The sequence below is a fragment of the Actinoplanes lobatus genome (assembly GCF_014205215.1).
GTDB classification, from domain to species: domain Bacteria; phylum Actinomycetota; class Actinomycetes; order Mycobacteriales; family Micromonosporaceae; genus Actinoplanes; species Actinoplanes lobatus.
This window is the reverse complement of sequence record NZ_JACHNC010000001.1, coordinates 8,903,144-8,928,924: the sequence shown is the minus strand read 5'-3', so window position 1 is coordinate 8,928,924 and position 25,781 is coordinate 8,903,144. Positions and strand designations below refer to the sequence as shown.

Here is a 25,781-nt window from a genome sequence, read left to right as displayed (position 1 = left end):
CTTCGTGGTCCAGTGACCGAAGCGGGGAGATGCCGTGCTGCCGAACGAGGACACGTGGGTGCTGCCGACCGCCTGGCGCGAGGGCCTGCACCCACGCCAGGGCGGGATCGCGGTGCCAGCGGAGGCTCCCGGCGACGCGGCCGAGCTGCTCACCGCCCACCTGGCCTCCGAACGCGCCGTCCGGCTGCGGGAGAAACGGGCTCAACGCCCGACGACCTATAACCCTGATCTGTACGCGGTGGGCCAGCGACATCTGGCCGCCCTGGGCGGCGACACCGACCCGATCGGCGCCGCGGTCGCCGTGCTGCTGGGGGCCGGGCGCTCGGGCGAGCACGGCCGGCTGCTCGCCGACCTGTGGGTGACGCGCGCCGGAGCCGCCTTCGCCGCCCGGGCGGCCGTGGAGGCGACCCTGCTGTATGCCGGCGGCCGATTGTGGAGAGTGGACCCGGACACCACCGAGGACACCTACGAGTCGGTGTGGCGCAACGACGACCTCTACGGCCTGTACGGCAACCTCAAAGCCGTGCGGGCGCACCTCGCGGCGGCCCCCACCGGGGAGTACGAGCAGGCCGTCGACGTCCTGGCCGGCTACCGTTCGGAGCCGGCCGGCCGGATCGTCACCTCCTACCTGGCGCCCACCCGCACCGATTGGGTGGACGCGGACTGCGCGGCCGCCGCCGACTGGGTCACCGATGAGACCCGGCCCCTGGTCAGCCTGCTCGTCCTGGCCGCGAGCACCACCGGCCACCTGGAGGCGCTGCACGGCGTCGCCCCGGACACACTGTTCACGTTCCCGCGGATCGCCGAGGCCGGCACCGTCCTCGACGGGGTCGGCCCGGCCGCCGCGCCGTACCTGGACCAGCGGTTCTACCGCGACCTGTTCCGGTTCCAGGACGACCGGTGGCGCGACCGCGATCGGCTCCCACCGCCGGTGATCAAGCTGATGGCGCAGATCCCGACCGACGACGCGTTCCGGATCGTGCTGGCCGCCGCCCTCGACGGCGCCCGGCACCGCCCCGGCCAGCTGCTCAAGTCCGGGGTGCTGAGCCGCTACCCGGTGCGGGCGCTGCGGATGCTCGCCGAACGCGACGACGCGGTGTCGTGTGACCTTTTCGGTGGCATCGTGCTCACCCGGCCCGAGCTGGTTCCGCACCTGCCCGCCGAGATCCGGGGCACTGCCGCGGAGCTCCTCGAAAGCGGCGGCGCCGGTATCGGCGCCGGCTGGGCGCACCTGCTGGACACGGCCAACTGGCAGCATCCGATCGACAGCGCCGACGACGAGAAACGGGCCGTCGTCGCGCTCGCCGCCATCCCCACCGAGGAGGCGCTCACCCTGGTGGTGGACCGGATCGACGGCAAGCACTACCTTCCGGCGTTCCTGACCGCCGCCAAACGCGACCCGCGGCTCGCGTTGCGTGTGCTGGCGTCCCGCGACAGCCTCGGCGTGCTGCTGCGCAACCACGTGCTCGCCTACCCGGGCGCGGTCGCCGAGGAACTGCCGGCCCTCGACCCGGCGGCCCTCGCCCGGGTTGAGGCGATCACCGGGCCGTTGTCCGGTGGAAGTGGTGGTGCGCCGCCGGTGCTCGCCGGGAAGCTGTCCCGGGTGCCGGGTCTGCCGGAGTGGCTGGTCGTGGCCCTGCTGCCGGCGCCGGCCCTGCGCGACGGCGGTGACCGGCTGCCCGAGACCGCGGTCCGCCGCCTCTGCGAGCTGATCGCCCTCTCCAAGATCGGTTCGCCGCGGCTGGAGATCGCCGAGATCCGGGACCTTTGCGAGCCCCGGGACCTGGGCGTCTTCGCGTGGGCGATCTTCGAGCAGTGGCGGGCCGCCGAGTTCCCGCCGAAGAACAACCTCGCCATGGTGGCGCTGGCCGCCCTCGGCGACGACACCGTGGTGCCCGAGCTGACCGCACTGTTCCCCGGATGGGCGACGGCGAGCGGGCGCGTGCGTACCGGCATGGATGTGCTCGCCGCCATCGGCACCGACGTGGCGCTCACCCACCTGAGCCGGCTCAGCCGCAAGGCGAGGACCGAAGGGTTCCGGCGGTTCGCCAGGCAACGGCTCGACGGTGTCGCCGTGGTCCGCGGGCTGACACCGGAGCAACTCGCCGACCGGATCGTGCCGGAGTTCGGGCCGGCCGTCCTGGACTACGGGCCACGGCGGTTCACCATCGGCTTCGACGAGCAGCTGCAACCGTGGGTGGCCGGCGAGGACGGCCGGCGGCTCGCCCGGCTGCCCCGGCCCGCCAAGACCGACGACCAGACCCTGGCCGGCGAGGCGTACCGGCGGTTCACCGACCTCAAGAAGGAGGCCAAGACGGTCGGCGCCGAACGGATCCGCGCGATCGAGGAGGCGATGGTCACCGGCCGCCGGTGGACCGGCGCCGAGTTCCGCCGCTTCCTCGTCGACCACCCGTTCATGTGGCAGCTCACCCAACGGCTGCTCTGGGCCAGCTTCGACGGGCCTTTCGACCAGCCGGGGCCGGTCGTGTTCCGGGCCGCCGAGGACCGCTCGTTCGCCGACCTCGACGACAAGGCCTGGAACCTCGACGACGCCGCCACCGTCGGGGTGGCCCATCCATGGCACTTCGCCGCCGACCAGCCGTCGTGGGCCGAGATCCTCACCGACTACGCGATCATCCAGCCGTTCCCACAGGTCGGCCGGGAGTTGTACACACCGTCCGAGGTGACGCTGGAGTCATTCGTCGGACAGCCGGTCACCGGCCGCAAACTGTTCACCCTCAGCTCGCTCGGCTGGCGGTTCGGCCACGGCCACACGTCACTGGAACGGGCGGACACCCAGATCCGGTACGCGCCCGGCTACCACTGGCAGGACCCCGACCAGCCCCAGCACGTCACCGGCGTGACCACCGGTGACCTCGACCCGGTCGCCTACTCCGAGGTGGCCCGCGACCTCCGCTACCTCACGACTGCCTAGGGTCCGCTGATGACGACACGGGAAACGGCCCTCGCCACCATGACCGAGCGGTTCCCGCTGGTCGCCGAACGGGTCCGGCGGGTGTACGGGCTACGCCTGCCCCGGCACGTGGCGGTCTTCGCCGCACTCTGGGCCAGCGACCAGGACGCCGTCCTTGAGATGATGCACTCGGCGTGGGGCGTCACCGACTACTTCCGCGACGGCGGCCTCGACCTGGTCGGCCACGACGGCCGACCACAGGCAGGCCGTCCTGTACTCCATGCTTTCTCCGTGACCGACCGCCGGACCTCCTGGCAGGCCCACGAGTCGCTCGATCAAGACCTAGTGGTGAGGTCGCTTCTACTCCGCCGTCCACCGGACGCCGTTGACCACGTGCGTCAGGAAGAGGTGGTCCGACCAGGCCTCTTCTCGGTGGCCGAGCCCGGTGTACCAGGAACGGCCCGCGCCCACCTGGCGGAACCACGCCTGCGGGTGCGGCGACGGCATCCCGAACTCTCCCGGGGCGTAGGTGGACTCGTCCACGCCGAGCAGCAGCGTGGAGCCGGGGCGGACGTCGGAGAAGGCGTACCACTCGTCGGTGAAGTGCCAGGCCGGCGGCAGGTGCGCGGTCGACGGATGACCGGTGGGAACGACGTCGACGGTCGCGGGCTGCACGCCCTCGGGATGGCCGGCGAAACGGGCGCCGAGCAGATCCGGCCACCAGTCCCAGGACGGCTCGGTGGTGGTGGCGGCGTGCACCCCGGCAACCCCCCGGCCGCCCTCGACGAACGAGCGCAGGGCGTCCCGGGCCCGCTCGCCGAGCACATCGCCCGAGGTCGAGACGAAGACGACGGCGTCGAAACGGTCGCAGGCGGCGACGTCGGCCGGATCCTCGGAGGCGGTCACCCGGAGGTCGTCCCGCCCGGTGAGCGCGGTGACCGCGGATGGGATCGAGTCGTGCCGGAAACCGGTCGTGCGGGTGAAGAGGAGTACGCGTGGCGGCATCGGTCCATCCTGATCCCTTCGAGTGGGCGTTGTGAGGAACCGGAGCGCCACGCGTGACGCGACCTCACCTCTTCACACGCCGGCCGGGGCTCACACCTGGGTTAGGGCGTGAGCGTCACCCGTACGCGATCTGGGGGTTGATCTGGATTTTCGGCCCGGGCCCCGCGCCCACCGGGCGTGAACCGGACAGGACGGCCGCGGCCTCCTCCAGACCGACCGTCGCGGCGACCAGCGGCCGCGGATCGATCGCCCCCGACGCGAAGGCCGCGACGGCGTTCGCGAGACCGGCCGACGCGCCGAGGATCCCGACGGTGGTGACGTCCTTCAGTACGGCGTCCCGGGTGTCGATCATGCTGGGTGTTCCGGACAGGCCGATGTAGACCACGCGGCGTCCCGGTTCGACGAGCGACACCGCGAGGCCCGGCATCGACGGCGCGTTGGTGGCGTCGACAACCGCATCCCAGGACAGCGTGGGCAGGGATGCTGCATCCCAGGACTGCGAGAAGCCCAGCGACCGGGCGAACCCCAGTTCCTGCCCGAGCAGGTGCACCTCCAGCCCGTGCGCCCGGGCCAGCATCGCGGTGAGCAGGCCGATCGTGCCGGTGCCCAGGATCAGCAGCCGTTCCCCGGCCGTGAGATCGGCGGCGTCGACACAGCGCTGGGCGTTGCCGGCCGGCTCGACCATCGCGCCGGCCGTCGCGTCGACCGAGTCCGGGAGCGGGTGCAGGTAGGCCGCCGGAAACGCCATCTGCTCGGCCAGCGCTCCTGGAAGCCCGTCGCGAATGCCCAGCTCATGTCGTTCGGGGCAGACGTGATGCCGTCCGGCGAGGCACCGTCGGCAGTCACCGCAGCCGATCATGGTGTCGCCGGTGACCCGCCGTCCGATCCACGACTCGCCGACGCCCGCCCCGGCCGAGCGCACCGTCCCCGACCACTCGTGCCCGGGACGTAGCGGGTACGACGACACCCCACTGTGCAGGTAACTCATCTCGCCGGTGAACAGCTCGACGTCGGTGCCGCACACGCCGACCCGCTCGACGTCGATGATCACCTGCCCGGGCGCGGCGATCGGCACGGGCACCTCACGTACCTCGGCCTTGCCCGGAGCAGTGAGAACAAGCGCCCGCATCATGATCGGGATCCTAGGACCCCCCACCCAGGCAGTCAGCACACCCAGGCAGTCAGCACACCCAGGCCTTCAGCACACCCAGGCCCGCCCTCAGGATCCGGGCCGGGCTCCCATGAGCCCCGCCCCGACCTGCAACACGCCCAACCCCACGATCATGACCAACGTCGCGTCCCACGCGCCGGTCTGCTCGGCGAGGATCCCGGCCGCCACCGGCCCGGCCGCCGCGAGGAGATACCCGAGCGACTGCGCCATCCCGGACAGCCGGGTCGTCTCCGCCGCGGTCCGCCCACCCAGACTGATCAGCGTCAACGCCGTCACCAGCGCGGCACCCTGCCCCAGCCCGGCGATGCCCGCCCACACGACGGCCAGCCCCGGCGCGGCCAGCAGCCCCAGCACCGCGACGATCACCGGGAGACTCGCCACGACCGCACCCAGCTGACGGGTCCCAGGATCACGCAGCAGCAGAGGGATCGTCAGCCCGCCCAGGATCCCCATTCCCTGGAACAGGAACAGGTGCAACCCCGCAACCTGCTCCGGGAACCCGGCCGCGATCTCGATCGTCGGCAGCCACGTCACCAGCACGTAGAAGCACGTCGACTGCAGGCCCATGAACGCGGTGATCATCCAGGCCCGCGGCTGCCGCCACACCGCCACGGAACCGGTGACCGCGACCACCTCCGGAACGGGCGTGGTGCGCGCCCGGGGCAGCCATACCGCCGCGACGGCCAGCGCCAGCCCGCCCCACACGGCCAGCGACAACCGCCAGTCCACGGCGTCCGCGACCGGAACCGCCACCGCCGAGGCCGCCGACGCCCCGATCGTGATGAATGCCGTATAGAACCCGGTCGCCCGCGACACATTCGACGCGTAGTCACGTTTCACGATGGCGGGAACCAGCACGTTCCCGACCGCGATCGCACACCCGATCACCATCGTGCCCACCCACAGCCCCGCATGTCCCGTGTAGGACCGCACCAGCGTCCCCACCGCCAGCACCAGCAGCGCCGCGAGCACCGCCCGTTCCATCCCGAGCCGCCCGGCCATCCGATGCACCTGCGGCGACACGAACGCGAACGCGAGCAACGGCAGCGCCCCCAACAGCCCCTGCGCCGCCTCGCCGAGCCCGACGTCCACGCTGATCTGTGGCAACAACGGCCCGACCGCGGTGATCGCGGGCCGCAGGCAGAGCGCCACCAGGAAGATGGTCGCGGCAGTCGCCGCGGTCCTGGTCAAGGCAGGCATGACACGTTTCATCCGAGTGAGCTTCGTACGCGATGATCCACTCGGTCAAGAAGCCCAGCGACAAGCCCTCATCGACCCGTGATCGCGATCCCCGGCTGGAGTACTAGCCTCGAACCCGCTACGACGTCGAGAACCATCTCCATGGAGGTGCCATGCCGCGGGACACCTTCGCCACGCCGCCCGATCCCGCCGAGGCCGGCACCGTCGACGGCCTCGTCGAACGGTTACGCCTGCTGAAGATCTGGGCCGGCGACCCCTCGTACGAGACGATCAAGGAGCGGGTCAACGCGGCCTGGACCGTGCAGGGCCGGCCGGCCGGCGAGCTGGCGCGACGGTCAACGGTGGCGAACTGCTTTCAAGCCGGCCGGCGACGGCTGAACACCGACCTGGTCGTCGCCGTGGTCCAGGCCCTTCGCGACGACACCGGGTACGTGACGCAATGGCGGCAGGCCCTGCGCGTCATCGGCGGAGAGGTCGAGGCGGTCTCCCAGGTACGGGTCCAGGACACCCTGCCGCGGGATCTGGTGGGATTCGCCGGCCGGACCGGTGAGCTGAACCGGCTGAGCGACGCCGTCCGGCAAGCCACCCGGGCCGGCAGCGCGGTGGTGATCTCGGCAATCGAGGGCATGGCCGGGGTCGGCAAGACCCAGCTGGCCGTCCACGCCGGACATCTGTTCCTTCGGGAGGAACAGTTCGACCGGGTTCTGTTCGTCAATCTGCGCGGCTTCCACCCCGACCCCACCCAGCCGCCGGCCGAGCCGGCGGCGGTCCTCGACGGATTCCTGCGGCTGCTCGGCATGCCCGGCCATCAGATACCCCACCAGTTGGCCGCCCGCGCCGCCGCCTACCGCAACCGCCTCGCCGGCACCCGGGCCCTGATCGTGCTCGACAACGCGGCCACCGCCGAACAGGTCCGTCCGCTCCTGCCCGACGTGCCGGGCTGCGTCACCCTGGTCACCAGCCGGCGCAGCCTCGCCGAGCTGCACCCCACCGCCCAGCTCACCGTCGACGTCTTCGACCCGGACGAGGCGACGGCCTTCCTGACCGCCGCCGTGTCCGAGCTGCCCATCGGCCCGAATCCGGATGCGATCGCCCGGATCGCGCGACGCTGCGGCTACCTACCCTTGGCACTGGGCCTCATCGCCGGCCACATCCGCAACACCGTGGGCTGGACATTGACCGACCACGCCGATCGGCTCGACGAGCGCCACCGTGACCGGCGCCTCGAGGCCGGCGTCGAACTGGCTCTCGACCTGTCCTACCGGCACCTCCCCACCGACCAGCAGCGTCTGCTCCGCCTGGTCGCCCTGCACCCCGGCCAGGACTTCGACGCGTACGCCGCAGCCGCCCTCACGGACACCGCCCTCGACACCGCCGAAGCCTGCCTGGGCGCCCTGTTCCGTGATCACCTCATCCAGCAGGCCACGGCAGGCCGGTACGTCCTCCACGACCTGGTCCGCGCCTACGCCACCGTGCGCGCCCACGACCATGACTCCCCACCCGCACGCCGCGCCGCCCTCACCCGCCTGTACGACTACTACCTGGCCACCACCGCGGCCGCGATGGAGATCCTGCTGCCCGGCGAGGCCAACGTCCGACCGTACGTCTCCCCGGCCGGCACCCCCGTCCCGCCCCTGACCGATCGCCCGGACGCGCTCGACTGGCTGGACACCGAACGGCCCACCCTGGTCGCCGTCGCCAACCACACCGCTACGCACGGGTGGCCGGACCACACCACCCGACTGGCCCGTACCCTGTCCCGCTACCTTCAAGGCGGCCACCACAACGACGCCCTGACCGTGCACGGCCACGCCTACCGCGCCGCCCGCGACAGCGGTGACCTGGCGGGGCAGGCCCACGCCCTGAGCGGTCTTGCCATCGCCCACCTGCGGCTTGGCCGGCCCGACGCGGCCGACGACCACCTCCGGCAGGCTCTCGAGCTGTTCCGGCAGACCGCCGACACGGCTGGGCAGGCGCGGGTTCTCTTCAACATCGGCACCATCGCGGAACGGACCGGCCGATACCCGGATGCCATCGAATACAAGCAGCAGGCCCTGGAGCTCGACCGGCGCATCGGCGACCGCATCGGAGAGGCCACCACGCTGGGCGGGCTCGGAGCTGTCATGGAACGCGCGGGCCGCCTCGACGAGGCCGCCGACTACTACCGTCAGTCACTGACCGTGTCCCGCCAGACCGGCAACCCGCGCGGTGAAGCCGTGGCGCTGCACGGCCTCGGCGAACTCGACGTCCACATGGGCCGGTACGAAGCGGCCGGCGACCACCTCGAGCAGGCCCTGCGGCTGTACCGGCAGATCGGCGACCGCACCTCCGAAGCCGGTGCGCTGGAGAGCCTCGGCTCGCTGCACGCCCGCCTCGACCGGCTCGACGAGGCCACCGAGTACTACCAGCAGGCCCTGACCGTCTTCCAGGAGACCGGCAACCAGGACAACGAGGCATGGGTGTGCAACGGGCTCGGCGAGGTGTCCCGCGCCGCCGGGCGGACCGCTGACGCACTGGCCCACCACACTGCCGCCCGCGCCATCGCCGGCGTCACCGGCAACCGTCATCAGCAGGCCCGTGCCCACGCCGGTCTCGGCGACGTCCACCGCGCCCTCGCCGACCCCGGGCGGGCCCGCGACGAGTACCGGCAGGCCCTCACCCACTACGTCGACCTCGGGCTGCCCGAGGCCGACCAGATCCGCGTTCACCTGGCCGAACTCGACGCACCCGCGCAGAGCTGACCGTGACACCGGCCGCTCGCCGCGCGGCCGTCCTACGCCGTGCCACTCTCGCGTCCAAATTCGTCCAGACTCCGCCCACGCGACCTCGTCGAGGTGGACGCTCGACAGCGCCGGATCTTCCCAGCGATGGGCGGCGCTGGTCACGGGGGTCAAGGAGCGCAGAATCCTTGGCTGGCCAGCCACAGAGATCGGCCCCGGCGGCGAGGCGCTGGGCCGATCTCTCATCCGCTTTTCGGCGGGCTACAGGTTATTGATTCGGGCCAGCAGCTCCGCCTCGGTCAGGTTCTCCAGGACCGCGTCCTGCTTGCGACCCAGGACCGCCAGCAGCTTTTCCTTCTCCAGCTTCTTGGCCGCCGCTGCCTTCGCCGCCTGCTCCTCCGCGAGGCGGATGGCGATGACGTGCTTGACGACCTCCAACTTGGCCTCCAAGGCCGCCTTGGCCGGATTGGTCTCGGTGGCCACGAACGACTCGGTGTCGACGGCCTTGAGTTCGGCGTTCACGGCCTTGGCCACGTCATCGAGGCTGAAGCCGGACTTGGCGGTCAGCGGAAGCTCCCACAGCTGTTCCGTGGTCAGCAGGCCCTTGGTCGACGGGTAGCGGAACTTCTCCCGCGTGGCCTTCTCGAAAATGGTCACGGTGGCCTCTCTCGGATGTCGGGGTAGGGAATCAGAACTGGATGCTGATGAGGCGGCGCCGGCCGCCGGTCATGGTCACCTTGGCGACCACCGAGTTGCGGACCGTGGAGCTGAAGCCGAGGCCGGACAGCTGATCCGGGGACGGCTCGCACTTGGTGCGGTCGCCGAGAACCTCGAACACCTTGCGGTGCTGGTGCAGGTCACCGCGGAGGAACTCGTTGTAGATCCCCCGGGTCGGCTGGTCGTTCACGCACCCCTTCAGCATGAAGAAGTAGTGGCGGTTGCCGACCTCGTTGTCGTCGAAGTAGTTCGGCGAGTACATGACGGTGGACACCGGCACGAACTGTTCGGTGGTGATGCCCCACAGGCCCTTTCCGGCGCTGCCCGACTGCATGTCCTTACCCGGCCGGAAAGCGGTGATCACCTCTCCGGCGACCGTCATCCGGCCCACCTCGACGGTCTCCTTGTGGCCGACCGCCCGCTCGTAGCTGTAATGCTCGATCTTTCCGTTGCTCTCGGTCTCGATCACGAAACCGGCCCCGCTGCTGTCCCGCTTACGGAACTGGTTCACCTCGATCCGGTACTCGCCGTCGGCGATCTTGCCGGCCCAGGTGACGTTCTCCACCGGCTCGCGGGAGAACGGCCCGTTCGCGTTCATGTCGACGTCCAGTTTGTTGCGCTTGTCCTGGTACCAGATGTGGGTGCCGTCGGGTTCGAACACGTGCAGATCGAGGTCGTCGTGGTTGAACCAGGACAGGCTCACCCGCAGTTTGCCGGTGACGTTGCCGCCGGCCCGCTTGACCTTCTCCTTGATCGAGTCGGTGACGTTGCCGCCGTACGACCAGGCGAAGTCGTTGTCCCAGGTGAACAGCCGCGGGGCGGCCGGGTTCCGGCCGGTGGTGAGACTGACGAAGTGCGGTTCGTGGCTGTTGGCCACCCACAGGTCGATGGACGCGGCGCCGGGCAGGATGTCCTTCATGAAGGCGACCACGGGAACCTCCTCCGGCGTCGCGTCACGGAGGCGCGCACCTGCCGAACTCGTGGTGGCCGCCTGCATGAGCAGTCCTTCGATGCCGTCCTTCATCCGCGACTGCGTGTCGTTGTCGACCCACAGCACGTTGGTGACCGACACGTCGGACAGCCGGGCGAACCGTCGCTGCAACGACTCCTCGATACCCAGCTCGCCGATGGTCCTCATGGCGGCCTTGACCATGGCCGGGGTGATCAACGCCGTGGGGCGCTGGTAGTTCTGCGGCGCCACCTTCGTCTCGAACGACCGGACCGCCTGCTCCAGGTCGACGCCCGCGGAGAGATCCTGGACGAGGGTGCCGATCACCGTGTTGCGGAACCGGGCCGCCGGGTTCATGGCGTTGGCGAACACGAAGGCCCGTGGGTCGGCCGCCTGCGTCCACCGGTTCCGCAGCGACCGGAACTCGGTCACCGCCCGGCGATGCTCCGTGCCGCGATAGAGGGCGTTGCCGTCGATGAGGTCGACGACGGTGTCCAGAGCGTGCTGGGTCAGCTCGGCCAGGCCACGCTGGAACACCTGCACCGCGGCGTCGAAGGTGCCCCGCGCCGCGCCGACGTCCTTGGTGCGGTGCTGCTTCTCCACCCGGCCGTGCAGGTGGTGCCACACCTCGACCTGGCCGTCGCGCAGCGTCCGGGTCGTGCTCGTCCCGTACTGCGCCTCGCTGGACCGAAAAATGCCGGACAACGGCAGCGTGCCGACGAATTCGTCCATTGCTGCGGCGACGACGGAGAAGACCGGGTCGGACGCGGAAACCCCGGACCAGACGGTACGAATCTGTCCGTTGTGGATCTCGACGACGTTACCGAAGTTCTTGATGAACCCGCGGCAGGTCGAGCAGTCGTATTCGGACCGCTCACGGAACCGGGGATTGGTGCCGGCGGGGAAGGAATCGAGAAAGGTGAGCCAGAGCGAGTCCCGGTCGAGACCGTCGCCGACGACGTACAACTCGCCCTTGGACATCGCGGACAGACGTGTAGTCACATCCACTACGAACTGCTGGAAATCGCTCAACCTGTCATCCTCCTTGACCACGGGAGATCCTAGGGAGCGCGGGCAATCGGAGAAACGTATTTCCGCCCGTCCGCAAGGAGTGACCGGTTAGCCCGCGGCGTCCCCGCCGGCCGGATGATCGAGTTCAGTGCGCAAGGCCGTGAGGCGCGCCGCCAGCGCGGGGTTCACTCGCCAGAGGCGAGTCAGGTCGGACCGGGTGTCGAGCAGCTGGGCCCACAGCAGTCCCCGGCCCTGTTCGAGCGTTTCGGCCGCGTCCTTGCCGCGGTTCGCGGCCACTGCCGTCGCGGCGGCGTCGCCGGCCAGTCCGAACGCGTAGCGCCGAAGCTGAAGGTACTGGTCGGACCGGTGGGATCCGCGTTGGATCAGCAGCGGCAGCAGGTCGACGACCTCACCGTAGGCGTCGGCGGCGGCGCCGGGCCCGTACGTCTGGGCGATCGCGGCGGCACGTTCACGACCGGCGCTGACCCGCAGGCCGGCCGGCGTCGTGGCCTTCCGCCCCGCCTGTGACCAGAGGCCCTCCGCCCGCCGGAGGTCCGCCTCGTCGCCCAGCTCCTGGAAGCGGGCGTAGAGCGCGCCGGCCAGGCTTTGCTGGCGGATCGGGAAGTCGACGTGGTGCGGGCCGGTGGCGGCCATCGCGGCCGCATGCGCGTCGACGGCCTGGCCGAGGTCCGCCCGGTGGCGGTGGTGCTGGAACCGGGCGGCCATCGCGGCGCCGAGATTCCCCAGCACGGCGGCGCCGTCCTGGTGGATGGCGGCGGCGGTGTTCGCGGCGGTGCCGAGCAAGGCGATGGCCTGGTCCAGGTCGGCCGGTCGCTGGTGCAGGTCGAAGCGGTCGTGCAGCGCGGTGCCGAGGTTGCACAGCAGCCCGACCCGCTTCGGGTCGTCCGGGCTCAACAGCGGCAGGGCGGTACCGAGAAGGTCGATGACCCGCTCGAGATCATCCGGGTCGGCGTGCCAGTGGTACCGGGTCTGCAGCGCTACGGCCAGATTCGACGCCGTGTAGCCGGATTGCTCGGAGCCTCGGTCGGTGGCCGCCAGTGCCTCGGTCAGCCGGCTGATCGCGCCCTCGAGGTCAGCGGACCGGTGCCGATGCCGGAATCTCATGTGCAAGGCGTTGCCGAGATCGGAGAGGGCACCGGCGGTGGTGAGGACCTCGATCGCACGATCGAGGTGATCCGGATCGCCGCGCTGCTGGAACAGTTCGACCAGAACCATCCCGAGGTTGACGTATTCATGCGTGCCGGCCTGGGCCACCGCGTCGAGACAGTCGGCTGCCCGCTCCAGGTCCGCCGGGTCATGCCGTCGGGTGAAGCGGCGCTGGTACGCGTCTCCCAGTTCCCGCAGCCGGAAGGCGCGCTCCGGGTGATCCGGCCCGGTGGCGTCGGCCGCTGCGGCGAGCAGGGGGATCGCCTTGTCGAGGTCCGCCGTGGCGCCGAGCGACCGGAACCTGCTCAGGTGAGCCCCGCCGAGATGGAACTGGCGGGTGTCGTGATCGTGGTGCGGGGTCTGCCGCAGCGCGTCGCCGAGCAGGCTGATCGCCCGGTCGAGGTCGGTCGTCCGGCCGGTGTGGTGGAACCGCAGGTTCAGCATGTTGCCGAGACTGGTCATGGCCCCGAGCCGGGCGGCGTCGTCCGAGCCCGAGAGGTCCACCGCGGTGGTCAGCAACTCGACGCACCGGTCCAGGTCGGCGCGGTCGCCGCCCAGCTTGAACCGCAGGTGCATCACCCCGGCCAGGTTGACCGTCGCCCCCGGACGACCGGTGCCGGTGGCGTTCATCGCCGCGGTGTGCAACTCGATCGCCCTCTCCAGGTCGGCTCCGTCGCCGTGGCGCTCGAACCGGATCCGCAGCGCGCTGCCGAGGTTGGTCGACAGGACCGCGTGGCTGAGCTCGGCGGAGGCCGTCGCGTGCAGGGCCGCGGTCAGCAGGGCGACGGCGCGATCGAGCGCGTTCGGGTCGCTGCCGCTGACCACCTGGCCCAGCAGGCGTACGCCCTCGTCGGCGCGACGACCCCGCTCGTTCAGGCACTCCGCGACCGGCGGTGGGACGGCGCCGGCGTCGAGGCCGGTGAGGAGGGAGGCGAGACTGAGCGCGCTCTGCAGCTCGAACTCGTGCCCGGTGGCCTGATGCCGGTACCAATGTGCCTGCACCACGACCTTGGCCGTGGCGACGATCTGGTTCGTGTCGCCCGAGGCGATGGCGGACCCCATGAGCCGCACCACGTGGTCCACGATCCGAGGGTCGCAGACCCCGGCGGGTTCGCCTCGCTCGTACGCCCGGACCCGGTCCGTCAGATCGGAGAGGAGGTCTGGCGCGGACATGAACTCCCCATCGTCGAACGGAGCAGGTCCGCCAACTTTAGTGCTGCCCACGTTCGAGTGATGGGAGTGCATGACGTGGTCGCCGATCTGCTGACGGCGGTCCGGGCGCGGGTCACCGCCTTCCGCGAGTACGGCGACGCCGCCGCCGTGCTGAGCCGAGCGGCCGCCGAGCAGGCCGAGGAACTGGTGCGGGCGGCCGGCCCGGCCACGTTGCCGGTGGAGGTCGCGGCCGTGGCGGGGTGGCTGTACTGGTGCCGGTTCGAGGCCGACCCCGACGGCGGTTTGCCCGCGCTGCGGCGAGCGACCGACCTGTTCGTGCCGGTCGGGCAGGCCGATCCGCTCCTGCTGCCGGCGCCGTTGCGGGAGCCGCTGATCGAGGAGTACGAACGTCAGGCGCGAGCGTTACTCGAGCCCGCCGTCACGTCCGGTGACGTCACCGGCCTTCCGTACGCCACCGGTCTGCTCTACCGGATCGTGCAGGCGACCGCACCGGAGGATCCGCGGCGAGCCGCTGCCCTGTCCGACCTGAGCGTCGCGGCGCAGTTGCGCTACGCCGACAACTCCGATCTCACGGAGCTCGACGAGGCGGTGGCGTTCGGCCGGGCGGCGGTGGCGACGCTCGCCCGGGCCGACTTCCTGACCAATCTCAGCAGCGCCCGGCTGTCGCAGTATCGGGCGTACGGCGATGTCGCCGCCCTGACCGAGGCGGTCAGCCTGGCCGAGGCCGCGACACGCGCCCGCCCCACCAGCGCCACCATCCACCGGGCCCTGGTGCGGGCGGTGCGGGCCTGCTTCGACCGTACCGGTCTTTTGGCCGATCTTGATCGGATCGTGAATGCGGCCCGGGCCGGTATGGCCGAAGCGGATCCGGTGCCGGAACTCCGCCTTGCGCTCGCGCATGCGCTCTGGGAGCGCTACCGCCGAGCCGAGGCGCTCGCCGATCTCGACGAGGTCGTCGCGACCTGCCGCGGTGCCCTCGGCGGCACCCCGGCGCCGGACGAGCGAGTCACCTGGCTGTCCATGCTCGGGCAGGCGCTCGGCGTCCGGTACGGCCGTACCTGGGAGCGGCGGAACCTCGACGAGGCGGTGACGGTCAGCCGGCAGGCCGCTCGCGAGGCGGATCCCGGCGCGCGTGTCCCGCACCTGCTGCACCTCGCCTCGGTACTGGACGAACGGCTGAGAATCGCCTGGTCGGCGGACGACGAAACGGAGCAGGTACTCAGTCTGCGGGCCGCCACCGAAGCCGGTCCGGAGCACAAGGACCACGCTCGGGCGCTGCAGCATCTGGGCGGCGCGCTGGTGGGCCGGTTCCAGCGACGGGGCCGGAAGGCCGACCTCGACGAGGCGATCAGTCACACGCGGGCGGCGGTGGCCACATCCGGCGCGGATGCCGCGACCCGGCGAAAGGCGCTGTCGAATCTCGCGGTCAGCCTGGAGATCCGGCGCGGGCCTGGCGACCTGGACGAGGCGGTGACGACGGCCCGGGCCGCTGTCGCCGTCCCCGGCGACAGCGGAAGTGGCACCGAGCTGGCCAATCTCGGCAAAGTACTGACCGCCAGGTTCTTACTGCTAGGCGACCTCGTGGATCTCGAGGAGGCGATCAGCGTCACCCGGTCCGCGGTCCGGGTCAGCACCGACCCGGTCGGACGGGCTCGCTGCCTCAACAACCTGTGCGGCATGCTGACCCGGCGATTCACGACGACCCGGCGCATCGTGGACCTGGACGAGGCGATCGATGCCGGCCGTGCGAGCGTTGCGGCCGCGCCGCCGCGCTGGCCCGAACGTACCCGGTACCTGACGACGCTGGACCTCGCCCTGCGGTTGCGCTCCGCGGTTCGGGACGGGTAGCCGGCGGCGCTCCCCGTTGTTACTGGACGGTATAAGCGCGTTGACTATTCGGCGGGCATTCTCGGTGATGATTCTTTCCGGCGCTGTCCACCCCGGAAGGATCAACGATCGTGCGTGCCTGGCTACCTTTTACGGTCGGTGTTCTGTTCCTCGGCGGCACCGCCGTTCCGGCCGGAGCCGCGGTGGCCGCGGTGGACTATGTGGCACTCGGTGACTCGTACGCGGCGGGCACCGGTTCCAGCGCCTCGGGCGACTCCTGCGGCCGGCGGTCCACGGGTTACCCGGCGCTCTGGGCCGCGTCGCACGCCGTCACCTCGTACCAGAATCTCGCCTGTGCCCGGGACCGGACCAGCGACGTGCTCAGCGAGCAGATCTCCGCGCTCGGCGCCGGCTCCGACCTGGTGACGCTCACCGTCGGCGGCAACGACATCGGCTTCATCGACACGATCGTCACCTGCGTGCTGTGGAGCGACGACAGTTGCCTCGGCGCGATCGCGGACGGCAACGAGATCCTGGAGAACGATCTTCCCGGCCGGCTCGACACCGTCAACGCCGCGATCCGTGCGGCCGCCCCGGACGCCGAGGTGGTGGTGGTCGGCTATCCATGGCTCTTCGAGCCCGGCACCTGCCCCGGCGGCCTCAGCCTGGTCAAACGGCAGGCTCTCAACGACACCGCGGACCGGCTGGACGACCTGATCGCGGCTCGGGCCCAGGCGGCGGGATTCACCTTCGCCGACGTCCGGACGGCCTTCGAGGGGCACCGGGTCTGCTCGGGCACACCGTGGCTCAACCGGGTCGATCTGCTCGCCCTCACCGCCACCTACCACCCCAACGACACCGGCTACGAGCAGGGCTATCTCGCCACACTCAACAAACTCACCGACTGACAAAGGCGCCGGCCCGGTCGTCATCTCGCTGCGGGCGGCCACCGGCTCGCTGCAACGTCAGATCGGCCAGCGGGGGACGGTTCAAATATTTAATAACGTTAAGTGTTTCTAGGGTAGCAGCAAGTGATCAATGTTTATATCGTCATACATCCATTTCTTAGATCTAATTAGATAGATCAACTCGTACGGACGGCTCTGCACCTCCGGAACCTTCCCGTCCAAAGTGATGACCGTGTATTCCACCGGTATGGCGGGTCCGGTCAACCGATCGGCCCCGTCGGCCTCAGCGTCCGCCTGGTTCGCGGCGTTAGGCTTCTTAGCAATAGTCGGATTTCTCCTGCTGCCCTACGTCGGACTCGGCGGTGACGGGCAGAACTTCTACTACATGGGCATCAGCGCTGCCACCACCTGGGCGGTGATCGCCGGAGCACAGCGTGTGCGCCGTTCACGGCGGTTGTCATGGCTGCTGCTCGCCGCTGGACAGTTCTCCTACACCGTCGGCGACATCGCCTACTACATCGCCCACGCGTTCTTCGACAGCGACGCCTTCCCATCCGTGGCCGACCTGTTCTACCTGTTGCAGTACCCGCTCGTGGGTGCGGCGCTGGTCCTGCTGGTACGCCGCCGGACGCCGGCCTGGGACATGGCGACCCTGCTGGACGCGGTGATCCTGGCGCTCGGTCTCGGAATGCTCTGGTGGGTATATCTGATCGGCCCGCTCGTCACCGGCTTCGACGCGTCCGAGTCCATGGCGAGCGTCCTGGTCTCCATCGCCTATCCGGTCATGGACCTGATCGTGCTGGCCACCGCCATCCGGCTCGCCGTCGGCGCCGGCTCCCGCTCGACGGCGTTCCGTCTGTTGATGGCCAGCCTCCTGGCCATGCTCGCGGCCGACATGCTGTACGGGCTGCAGACCGCCAACGACACCTATCAGGACGGCGGCGCGCCGGACGTGCTGTGGCTCTGCGAGTACGTGCTGCTCGGCGCGGCCGCACTGCACCCGAGCATGCGGACCCTGGACCGGCGGGCCAAGGTGGCGCTGCCCAGCGTCACGGCCGGCCGGGTGCTCCTGCTGTCGCTCGCGGCCCTGCTCCCCATGGTGGTGCTCTACGCGCGGTACGTCACCGAACAACACGCGGGCGCACCGATCGTCCTGCTGTGCGGTGTCAGCCTGTTCGCCCTGGTGATCACCAGGATGTGGATGGTTCTCGGCATCCAGCAGCGGCTCGCGATCGTCGACGATCTGACCGGACTGAACGCCCGCGGCGTGCTGTTGTCCCACCTCGACCTGGAGGTCGAACGGGGACAGCAACATCGGCACGAGGTGGGCATCATTCTGCTCGACGTCGACCAGTTCAAGCTCATCGAACAGATCCACGGACAGCCCGGTGGACACGAGGTGCTCGCCGATCTGGCGCACCGGCTGGTCCGCCTCTGCGGCAACGCCGCGATCCTCGGACGGATGGGCGACAACATGTTCGCCGCCGTTCTGCCCGGCTACGGCGGCGCCGACCTCAACGGCGCCGCGGTCCGCATCCGAGAGGTGGTCGAGCGGGAGAAGTTCGCCGTCGGCGACCAGGAGGACGTCCGGGTCACCGTATCGATCGGTCTCGCCAGCCTGCACGACGACGGCGCCGGCTCCAGCGAACTGATCGAGCACGCCGAACTGGCCCTGCGACAGGCCAAGTCGGCCGGCCGCAACCGCGTCTTCGGCACCGCGGGACCCGTCGAACGGCGCTGGTAGCAGCGCCACGCATTCAGCACGTCCCCACGTACCGCCCCCCGAAGAACAAGGAAACCGATGTCTCGCACCCCCATGCTCCGCACCCTGCACCGCATCGCGGCCCGGGCCACCCGGCAAGCACCCGAGCAGGCAGGCATCTCCCGGCGGACCCTGCTCCGGACGTCAGCGGCGTCCGTAGCGGCGCTGGGCCTCACCGGCGCCGGCCTCTCCGCCGAGACACCCGCACGCGCCGCCTCCACCGCCGACATCGTCGTGGTCGGCGCCGGCCTGGCCGGGCTGACCGCGGCCTACGAACTCCGCAAAGCGGGCTACCGGGCAACCGTCATCGAAGCCGCTGACCGGATCGGCGGCCGCTGTTACACCGACCGGTCCACGTTCGGCGGCCAGATCGTCGAGCACGGCGGCGAACTCATCGACACCGGACACGACGCGATCCTCGGGCTCATCGACGAACTCGGCCTGAAGACCACGAACCTGATCGAAGCGGAACCGGCCGGAACCGAGCCGCTGTACTACTTCGACGGCGCACCCTGGTCCTACGCCGACGCGCAGCGCGACCTCAGCGTCGTCGCGGCCCGCGCCGCCGCCGACGCCGAAGCCGCCGACTTCCCCACCACCTACTACAGCTCCACCCGGCAGGGCCGGAAACTCGACGCGATGTCGATCGACGACTGGATCAACACGCGGGTGCCGGGCGGCATCCGGTCGAAGGCCGGCCGGCTGCTCTCCACGGCCTTCACCATCGAGTACGGGGCGGACAGCAGCGAGCAGTCCGCGCTCAACCTGGTCTACCTGTTCGGATACCAGGAGTCCGACGACATCACCCTGTTCGGCCCCTCCGACGAGGCGTTCCACGTCACCGGCGGCAACGACCTCATCGTCAGTAGACTGGCGGCGAAACTGCCCGGGCAGATCACCACCGGTACCGCCCTCCGGGCCCTCAGCCGTACCAGCAGCGGCTGGGCCGTCACCGTCGGACCGAGCACGGGGCCGGGACGTTCCACCACGGTCACGGCCGACCGGGTGATCCTCGCGTTGCCGTTCAGCCTGCTGCGGGACGTCGACCTCTCCCTGGCGGGCTTCCCCGCCCGCAAGCTCACCGCCATCAACACCTCCAACATGGGTACCAACACCAAGCTGCACATGCAGTTCTCCGAACGCGTCTGGAACCGGCTCGGCTACACCGGTGAGGTCTTCACCGACCTCGGGTTCCAGAACACCTGGGAGGTGACGCGAGGACAGACCGGCACCGCCGGAGTCCTGGTCAACTTCACCGGCGGCAGCGCCGGCGCCGATTTCGCCACCCTCAACACCGCCGAGTACGCCAAGAGGTTCCTCGCACAGGCCGAACCGACCGTTCCCGGCCTGACCACGTCATGGAACGGCAAGGCGACCCTCCAGTACTGGACCGCCTACCCATGGACCCGCGGGTCGTACTCCTACTACGCCCCGGGCCAGTACACCACCATCACCGGGGTCGAGGAGGAGGCCGTGAACGGCTGCCACTTCGCCGGTGAGCACACCTCGCTCGAATACCAGGGCTACCTGAACGGCGCGGTCGAGACCGGCCGGCGAGCAGCACAGGAGATCATCACCGATCTCGGCTGACCCACTCGACCTGCTCGAGTCGCCCGAGCAGCCGCCGGATGATGAGCGGCCGGTCGTGTTCCGCCGTGTCCTACGCGCCGATGCCGGCGCTCGGGCAGGTCTACAGGGATCAGACCTGCCCGAGCGCCAGCGCATCCGACTCCGGATTCGTTCGGGCTCGCGCCGCGGTCACCACCGGATCCCATCGGTGTGCCGGCGGGACCCCCGATTTGATGTTGCGGGAAGGGGCGGGTAATGTTTGTCGGGCCGCCAGGGAAACGGGCGAGCGAGCGGGACCTGATTTGGGGGCCCGGCGCGGCCGTCCTGGAGGAAACCTCAAACAAGATTGTACGATCTAGCGTCGTGCTTCTTTTGGGGTGCCTGTGCAGTTTCTGTGGTGCTGAATTCGGTTGCGAAACGCGGATTTGACACGGCGGAAACGGCGGGTAAAGTAGAGCGAGTGCCCCGGAGAACGGGCCGCGGAATGCGGAACGGTTTGATGGTGTGCGGTTGTTCTTTGAGAACTCAACAGGGTGCTTGATAAGCCAGTGCCAATTATGGCAATACCCCGGCCTGTCTTCGGACGGGTTGAGGATTCCTTTGGCAACTTTTATGTTGCCGGGACGATTGTTCAACAGATTTTGTTGGAGAGTTTGATCCTGGCTCAGGACGAACGCTGGCGGCGTGCTTAACACATGCAAGTCGAGCGGAAAGGCCCTTCGGGGTACTCGAGCGGCGAACGGGTGAGTAACACGTGAGTAACCTGCCCTGGACTTTGGGATAACCCTCGGAAACGGGGGCTAATACCGAATACGACACAGCTTCGCATGAAGTCTGTGTGGAAAGTTTTTCGGTCTGGGATGGACTCGCGGCCTATCAGCTTGTTGGTGGGGTAATGGCCTACCAAGGCGACGACGGGTAGCCGGCCTGAGAGGGCGACCGGCCACACTGGGACTGAGACACGGCCCAGACTCCTACGGGAGGCAGCAGTGGGGAATATTGCACAATGGGCGGAAGCCTGATGCAGCGACGCCGCGTGAGGGATGACGGCCTTCGGGTTGTAAACCTCTTTCAGCAGGGACGAAGCGCAAGTGACGGTACCTGCAGAAGAAGCGCCGGCCAACTACGTGCCAGCAGCCGCGGTAAGACGTAGGGCGCGAGCGTTGTCCGGATTTATTGGGCGTAAAGAGCTCGTAGGCGGCTTGTCGCGTCGAATGTGAAATCTCAGGGCTCAACTCTGACATTGCATTCGATACGGGCAGGCTAGAGTTCGGTAGGGGAGACTGGAATTCCTGGTGTAGCGGTGAAATGCGCAGATATCAGGAGGAACACCGGTGGCGAAGGCGGGTCTCTGGGCCGATACTGACGCTGAGGAGCGAAAGCGTGGGGAGCGAACAGGATTAGATACCCTGGTAGTCCACGCTGTAAACGTTGGGCGCTAGGTGTGGGGACCCTCTCCGGGTTTCTGCGCCGCAGCTAACGCATTAAGCGCCCCGCCTGGGGAGTACGGCCGCAAGGCTAAAACTCAAAGGAATTGACGGGGGCCCGCACAAGCGGCGGAGCATGCGGATTAATTCGATGCAACGCGAAGAACCTTACCTGGGTTTGACATGCACGGAAATCCTCCAGAGATGGGGGGTCCTTCGGGGTCGTGCACAGGTGGTGCATGGCTGTCGTCAGCTCGTGTCGTGAGATGTTGGGTTAAGTCCCGCAACGAGCGCAACCCTCGTTCGATGTTGCCAGCGCGTAATGGCGGGGACTCATCGAAGACTGCCGGGGTCAACTCGGAGGAAGGTGGGGATGACGTCAAGTCATCATGCCCCTTATGTCCAGGGCTTCACGCATGCTACAATGGCCGGTACAAAGGGCTGCGAGACCGTGAGGTTGAGCGAATCCCAAAAAGCCGGTCTCAGTTCGGATCGGGGTCTGCAACTCGACCCCGTGAAGTCGGAGTCGCTAGTAATCGCAGATCAGCAACGCTGCGGTGAATACGTTCCCGGGCCTTGTACACACCGCCCGTCACGTCACGAAAGTCGGCAACACCCGAAGCCGGTGGCCTAACCCGTAAGGGAGGGAGCCGTCGAAGGTGGGGCTGGCGATTGGGACGAAGTCGTAACAAGGTAGCCGTACCGGAAGGTGCGGCTGGATCACCTCCTTTCTAAGGAGCAACTAACCTACGAAAGTGGGTCAGTAGCCCGCGGTCGACGAATGCTCGACCGGGGTGCTCACAGGCGGAGACACTGGCTAGTCAGAACCGGCAACGGCCGGCCTTTGTTAGTACAGCTGCTTCGGTGGCGTGGAACGCGGGTCGGTGCGGCTGGATTCTGGCGACAAAGAAAGCACCCTGTTGGGTATCTGAAAGAACAACCCTAACTAGCCGGTTCGCCGGCGCCCTGAGATATGGGTGGTTGTTTTTCAATGCCAGGCACGACCTGGCCCTTCATATCGACCACGTGGTGGTGCTGATGTTGGGCTGGATCAGGTTGTGGGTTGGTCGTTGGTTGAGAATTGCACAGTGGACGCGAGCATCTTGTTTTCTGTGGTTAAGTTGTCAAGGGCGAACGGTGGATGCCTTGGCACCAGGAGCCGATGAAGGACGTAGGAGGCCGCGATAGGCCTGGGGGAGCTGCCAACCTAGCTGTGATCCCAGGATGTCCGAATGGGGAAACCTGGCACGAGTCATGTCGTGTCATCCATGCCTGAATTCATAGGGCATGTGAGGGGAACGCGGGGAAGTGAAACATCTCAGTACCCGTAGGAAGAGAAAACAACCGTGATTCCGTGAGTAGTGGCGAGCGAAAGCGGATGTAGCCTAAACCTTGCGTGTGTGATAGCTGTCAGGCGTTGCACGTGAGGGGTTGTGGGACCCACTTGATTGTTCTGACAGACAGTCGAAGAGTTACAAAGTCTTATGCTAGTCGAACGACGTGGGAAAGTCGGCCGTAGACGGTGAGAGCCCGGTAGACGAAAGTGTATGACCTCTTTGTGGTGTTCCCGAGTAGCAGCGGACTCCTAGAATCTGCTGTGAATCTGCCAGGACCACCTGGTAAGGCTGAATACTTCCTGGTGACCGATAGCGGACAAGTACCGTGAGGGAATGGTGAAAAGTACCCCGGGAGGGGAGTGAAATAGTACCTGAAACCGTTCGCCTACAATCCGTCAGAGCCTTTCGGGGTGATGGCGTGCCTTTTGAAGAATGAGCCTGCGAGTTAGTGGCATGTGGCGAGGTTAACCCGTGTGGGGAAGCCGTAGCGAAAGCGAGTCTTAATAGGGCGTTTTTAGTCGCATGCTCTAGACCCGAAGCGGAGTGATCTAGCCATGGGCAGGTTGAAGCGTGGGTAAGACCGCGTGGAGGACCGAACCCACCAACGTTGAAAAGTTGGGGGATGACCTGTGGTTAGGGGTGAAAGGCCAATCAAACTCCGTGATAGCTGGTTCTCCCCGAAATGCATTTAGGTGCAGCGTCGCGTGTTTCTTGCCGGAGGTAGAGCACTGGATGGTCTAGGGGGCCCACAAGCTTACTGAAATCAGCCAAACTCCGAATGCCGGTAAGTGAGAGCGCGGCAGTGAGACTGCGGGGGATAAGCTTCGTAGTCGAGAGGGAAACAGCCCAGATCGCCAGCTAAGGCCCCTAAGCGTGTGCTAAGTGGAAAAGGATGTGGGATCGCATGGACAACCAGGAGGTTGGCTTAGAAGCAGCCACCCTTTAAAGAGTGCGTAATAGCTCACTGGTCAAGTGGTTCCGCGCCGACAATGTAGCGGGGCTCAAGCACACCGCCGAAGCTGTGGCATTGACACTTTGCTCGGTCATGGTTTTCGGATCATGATCCAGGCGTGTTGATGGGTAGGGGAGCGTCGTGTTGCGGGTGAAGCGGCGGAGTGATCCAGCCGTGGACGCTACACGAGTGAGAATGCAGGCATGAGTAGCGAATGAAGGGTGAGAACCCCTTCCGCCGGATGACCAAGGGTTCCAGGGCCAGGCTAATCCGCCCTGGGTGAGTCGGGGCCTAAGGCGAGGCCGAGAGGCGTAGTCGATGGATAACGGGTTGATATTCCCGTACCCGCAAAAGAGCGCCCAAGACGAACCTCACTGTACTAACTACTTGAAGTGCCGGCGGTCTTCGGACCAAAAAGCATGGAGACTAGGAACTTGGTGGGTAGTAGTTTAGCGATGGGGTGACGCAGGAAGGTAGATGATCCCGGCCGGTGGTTGTGCCGGGGTAAGCGTGTAGGACGTACCGTAGGCAAATCCGCGGTGCATATAGTCTGAGACGTGATGCCGAGCCGTTCTGGTGAAGTCATTGATCCTATGCTGCCGAGAAAAGCCTCTAGCGATGTTCTGAGCGGCCCGTACCCCAAACCGACACAGGTGGTCAGGTAGAGAATACCGAGGCGACGGGTGAACTGTGGTTAAGGAACTCGGCAAATTGCCCCCGTAACTTAGGGAGAAGGGGGGCCGGACGCGTGAAGCCCCTTGCGGGTGGAGCGTGGTATGGCCGCAGAGAGCAGGGGGAAGCGACTGTTTACTAAAAACACAGGTCCATGCCAAGTCGTAAGACGATGTATATGGACTGACGCCTGCCCGGTGCTGGAACGTTAAGGGGACCTGTTAGCTCTTCGGGGCGAAGCGGAGAACTTAAGCGCCAGTAAACGGCGGTGGTAACTATAACCATCCTAAGGTAGCGAAATTCCTTGTCGGGTAAGTTCCGACCTGCACGAATGGCGTAACGACTTCCCCACTGTCTCAACCACAGGCCCGGCGAAATTGCAGTACGAGTAAAGATGCTCGTTACGCGCGGCAGGACGGAAAGACCCCGGGACCTTTACTATAGCTTGACATTGGTATCTGAATTTAATTGTGTAGGATAGGTGGGAGACTGTGAAGCTCGGACGCCAGTTCGGGTGGAGTCATTGTTGAAATACCACTCTGTTGGGTTTGGGTATCTAACTTGCGGCCCTGATCGGGTCGAGGGACAGTGTCTGGTGGGTAGTTTAACTGGGGCGGTTGCCTCCTAAAGGGTAACGGAGGCGCCCAAAGGTTCCCTCAGCCTGGTTGGCAATCAGGTGTTGAGTGTAAGTGCACAAGGGAGCTTGACTGTGAGACTGACGGGTCGAGCAGGGACGAAAGTCGGGACTAGTGATCCGGCACTTGCGTGTGGAAGCGGTGTCGCTCAACGGATAAAAGGTACCCCGGGGATAACAGGCTGATCTTCCCCAAGAGTCCATATCGACGGGATGGTTTGGCACCTCGATGTCGGCTCGTCGCATCCTGGGGCTGTAGCAGGTCCCAAGGGTTGGGCTGTTCGCCCATTAAAGCGGTACGCGAGCTGGGTTTAGAACGTCGTGAGACAGTTCGGTCCCTATCCGCCGTGCGCGTTGGATACTTGAGAAGGGCTGTCCCTAGTACGAGAGGACCGGGACGGACGAACCTCTGGTGTGCCAGTTGTTCCGCCAGGAGCATGGCTGGTTGGCTACGTTCGGAAGGGATAACCGCTGAAAGCATCTAAGCGGGAAGCCTGCTTCGAGATGAGGTATCCCACCACCTTTGAGTGGGTAAGGCTCCCAGCTAGACTACTGGGTTGATAGGCCGGAGATGTAAGCACGGTAACGTGTTGAGTTGACCGGTACTAATAGGCCGAGGGCTTAACCACCCTAAACATTTTACTTGCGTCCACTGTGTGATTCACA

The 25,781-nt window shown here is 67.4% G+C and carries 13 protein-coding genes and 2 rRNA genes; 8 read left to right on the top strand and 7 right to left on the bottom strand.

The genetic code is table 11. The annotated features are described in order from the left end of the window. Positions 1–34 precede the first annotated feature (34 nt). A complete protein-coding gene (locus BJ964_RS40755) occupies positions 35–2,935 on the top strand; it encodes a DUF4132 domain-containing protein (protein ID WP_188125651.1) in 2,901 nt (966 codons plus the stop codon). 90 nt (positions 2,936–3,025) lie between these two features. Here the strand turns inward: BJ964_RS40755 and BJ964_RS40750 are convergent, their stop codons facing one another. The 4 genes from BJ964_RS40750 to BJ964_RS40735 all read right to left on the bottom strand — a co-directional run bounded on the left by BJ964_RS40750 (position 3,026) and on the right by BJ964_RS40735 (position 6,290). Continuing rightward, the gene (locus tag BJ964_RS40750) at positions 3,026–3,196 is read right to left on the bottom strand and encodes a hypothetical protein (RefSeq protein ID WP_188125650.1); all 171 of its coding nucleotides are present in this window, start codon (positions 3,194–3,196) and stop codon (positions 3,026–3,028) included. Positions 3,197–3,274: 78 nt separating this feature from the next. Beyond that, a complete protein-coding gene (locus BJ964_RS40745) occupies positions 3,275–3,919 on the bottom strand; it encodes a ThuA domain-containing protein (protein ID WP_188125649.1) in 645 nt (214 codons plus the stop codon). Positions 3,920–4,034: 115 nt separating this feature from the next. After that, positions 4,035–5,051: a zinc-dependent alcohol dehydrogenase gene (locus BJ964_RS40740; RefSeq protein WP_229807032.1), complete on the bottom strand. Its 1,017-nt coding sequence runs from the start codon at positions 5,049–5,051 to the stop codon at positions 4,035–4,037. Between the two features lie 87 nt (positions 5,052–5,138). Next, positions 5,139–6,290: an MFS transporter gene (locus BJ964_RS40735; RefSeq protein WP_188125648.1), complete on the bottom strand. Its 1,152-nt coding sequence runs from the start codon at positions 6,288–6,290 to the stop codon at positions 5,139–5,141. A gap of 152 nt (positions 6,291–6,442) precedes the next feature. Here BJ964_RS40735 and BJ964_RS40730 point away from each other — a divergent pair, with 152 nt between their 5' ends. Then, positions 6,443–9,031 carry a tetratricopeptide repeat protein gene (locus BJ964_RS40730; protein ID WP_188125647.1) on the top strand — a complete coding sequence of 863 codons (2,589 nt, stop codon included), beginning with the start codon at positions 6,443–6,445 and terminating at the stop codon, positions 9,029–9,031. Positions 9,032–9,271: 240 nt separating this feature from the next. Here BJ964_RS40730 and BJ964_RS40725 read toward each other — a convergent pair whose 3' ends face one another. The 3 genes from BJ964_RS40725 to BJ964_RS40715 form a co-directional block, all read right to left on the bottom strand. Continuing rightward, entirely contained in the window at positions 9,272–9,667 is a 396-nt protein-coding gene (locus BJ964_RS40725; RefSeq protein ID WP_188125646.1) for a hypothetical protein, read from the bottom strand. Between the two features lie 31 nt (positions 9,668–9,698). Continuing rightward, on the bottom strand, positions 9,699–11,708 hold the full coding sequence (locus BJ964_RS40720) for a hypothetical protein (RefSeq protein ID WP_188125645.1): 2,010 nt from the start codon (positions 11,706–11,708) through the stop codon (positions 9,699–9,701). 87 nt (positions 11,709–11,795) lie between these two features. Then, positions 11,796–14,027 carry a tetratricopeptide repeat protein gene (locus tag BJ964_RS40715; RefSeq protein ID WP_188125644.1) on the bottom strand — a complete coding sequence of 744 codons (2,232 nt, stop codon included), beginning with the start codon at positions 14,025–14,027 and terminating at the stop codon, positions 11,796–11,798. Between the two features lie 60 nt (positions 14,028–14,087). Here BJ964_RS40715 and BJ964_RS40710 point away from each other — a divergent pair, with 60 nt between their 5' ends. The 6 genes from BJ964_RS40710 (at position 14,088) to BJ964_RS40685 (ending at position 25,744) form a co-directional block, all read left to right on the top strand. Continuing rightward, positions 14,088–15,875 (top strand): tetratricopeptide repeat protein, encoded by a 1,788-nt coding sequence (locus BJ964_RS40710; protein WP_188125643.1) that lies wholly within the window; start codon positions 14,088–14,090, stop codon positions 15,873–15,875. A gap of 110 nt (positions 15,876–15,985) precedes the next feature. Continuing rightward, the gene (locus tag BJ964_RS40705) at positions 15,986–16,762 is read left to right on the top strand and encodes an SGNH/GDSL hydrolase family protein (RefSeq protein ID WP_188125642.1); all 777 of its coding nucleotides are present in this window, start codon (positions 15,986–15,988) and stop codon (positions 16,760–16,762) included. A gap of 385 nt (positions 16,763–17,147) precedes the next feature. After that, the gene (locus tag BJ964_RS40700; protein WP_188125641.1) at positions 17,148–18,506 is read left to right on the top strand and encodes a GGDEF domain-containing protein; all 1,359 of its coding nucleotides are present in this window, start codon (positions 17,148–17,150) and stop codon (positions 18,504–18,506) included. Between the two features lie 57 nt (positions 18,507–18,563). After that, on the top strand, positions 18,564–20,114 hold the full coding sequence (locus BJ964_RS40695) for a flavin monoamine oxidase family protein (RefSeq protein WP_188125640.1): 1,551 nt from the start codon (positions 18,564–18,566) through the stop codon (positions 20,112–20,114). Between the two features lie 620 nt (positions 20,115–20,734). Further along, a 16S ribosomal RNA gene (locus BJ964_RS40690) occupies positions 20,735–22,251 on the top strand. 383 nt (positions 22,252–22,634) lie between these two features. Continuing rightward, positions 22,635–25,744 (top strand): 23S ribosomal RNA (locus BJ964_RS40685). The 16S and 23S rRNA genes sit together here, the layout of an rRNA operon. The last annotated feature ends 37 nt before the right edge of the window (positions 25,745–25,781 follow it).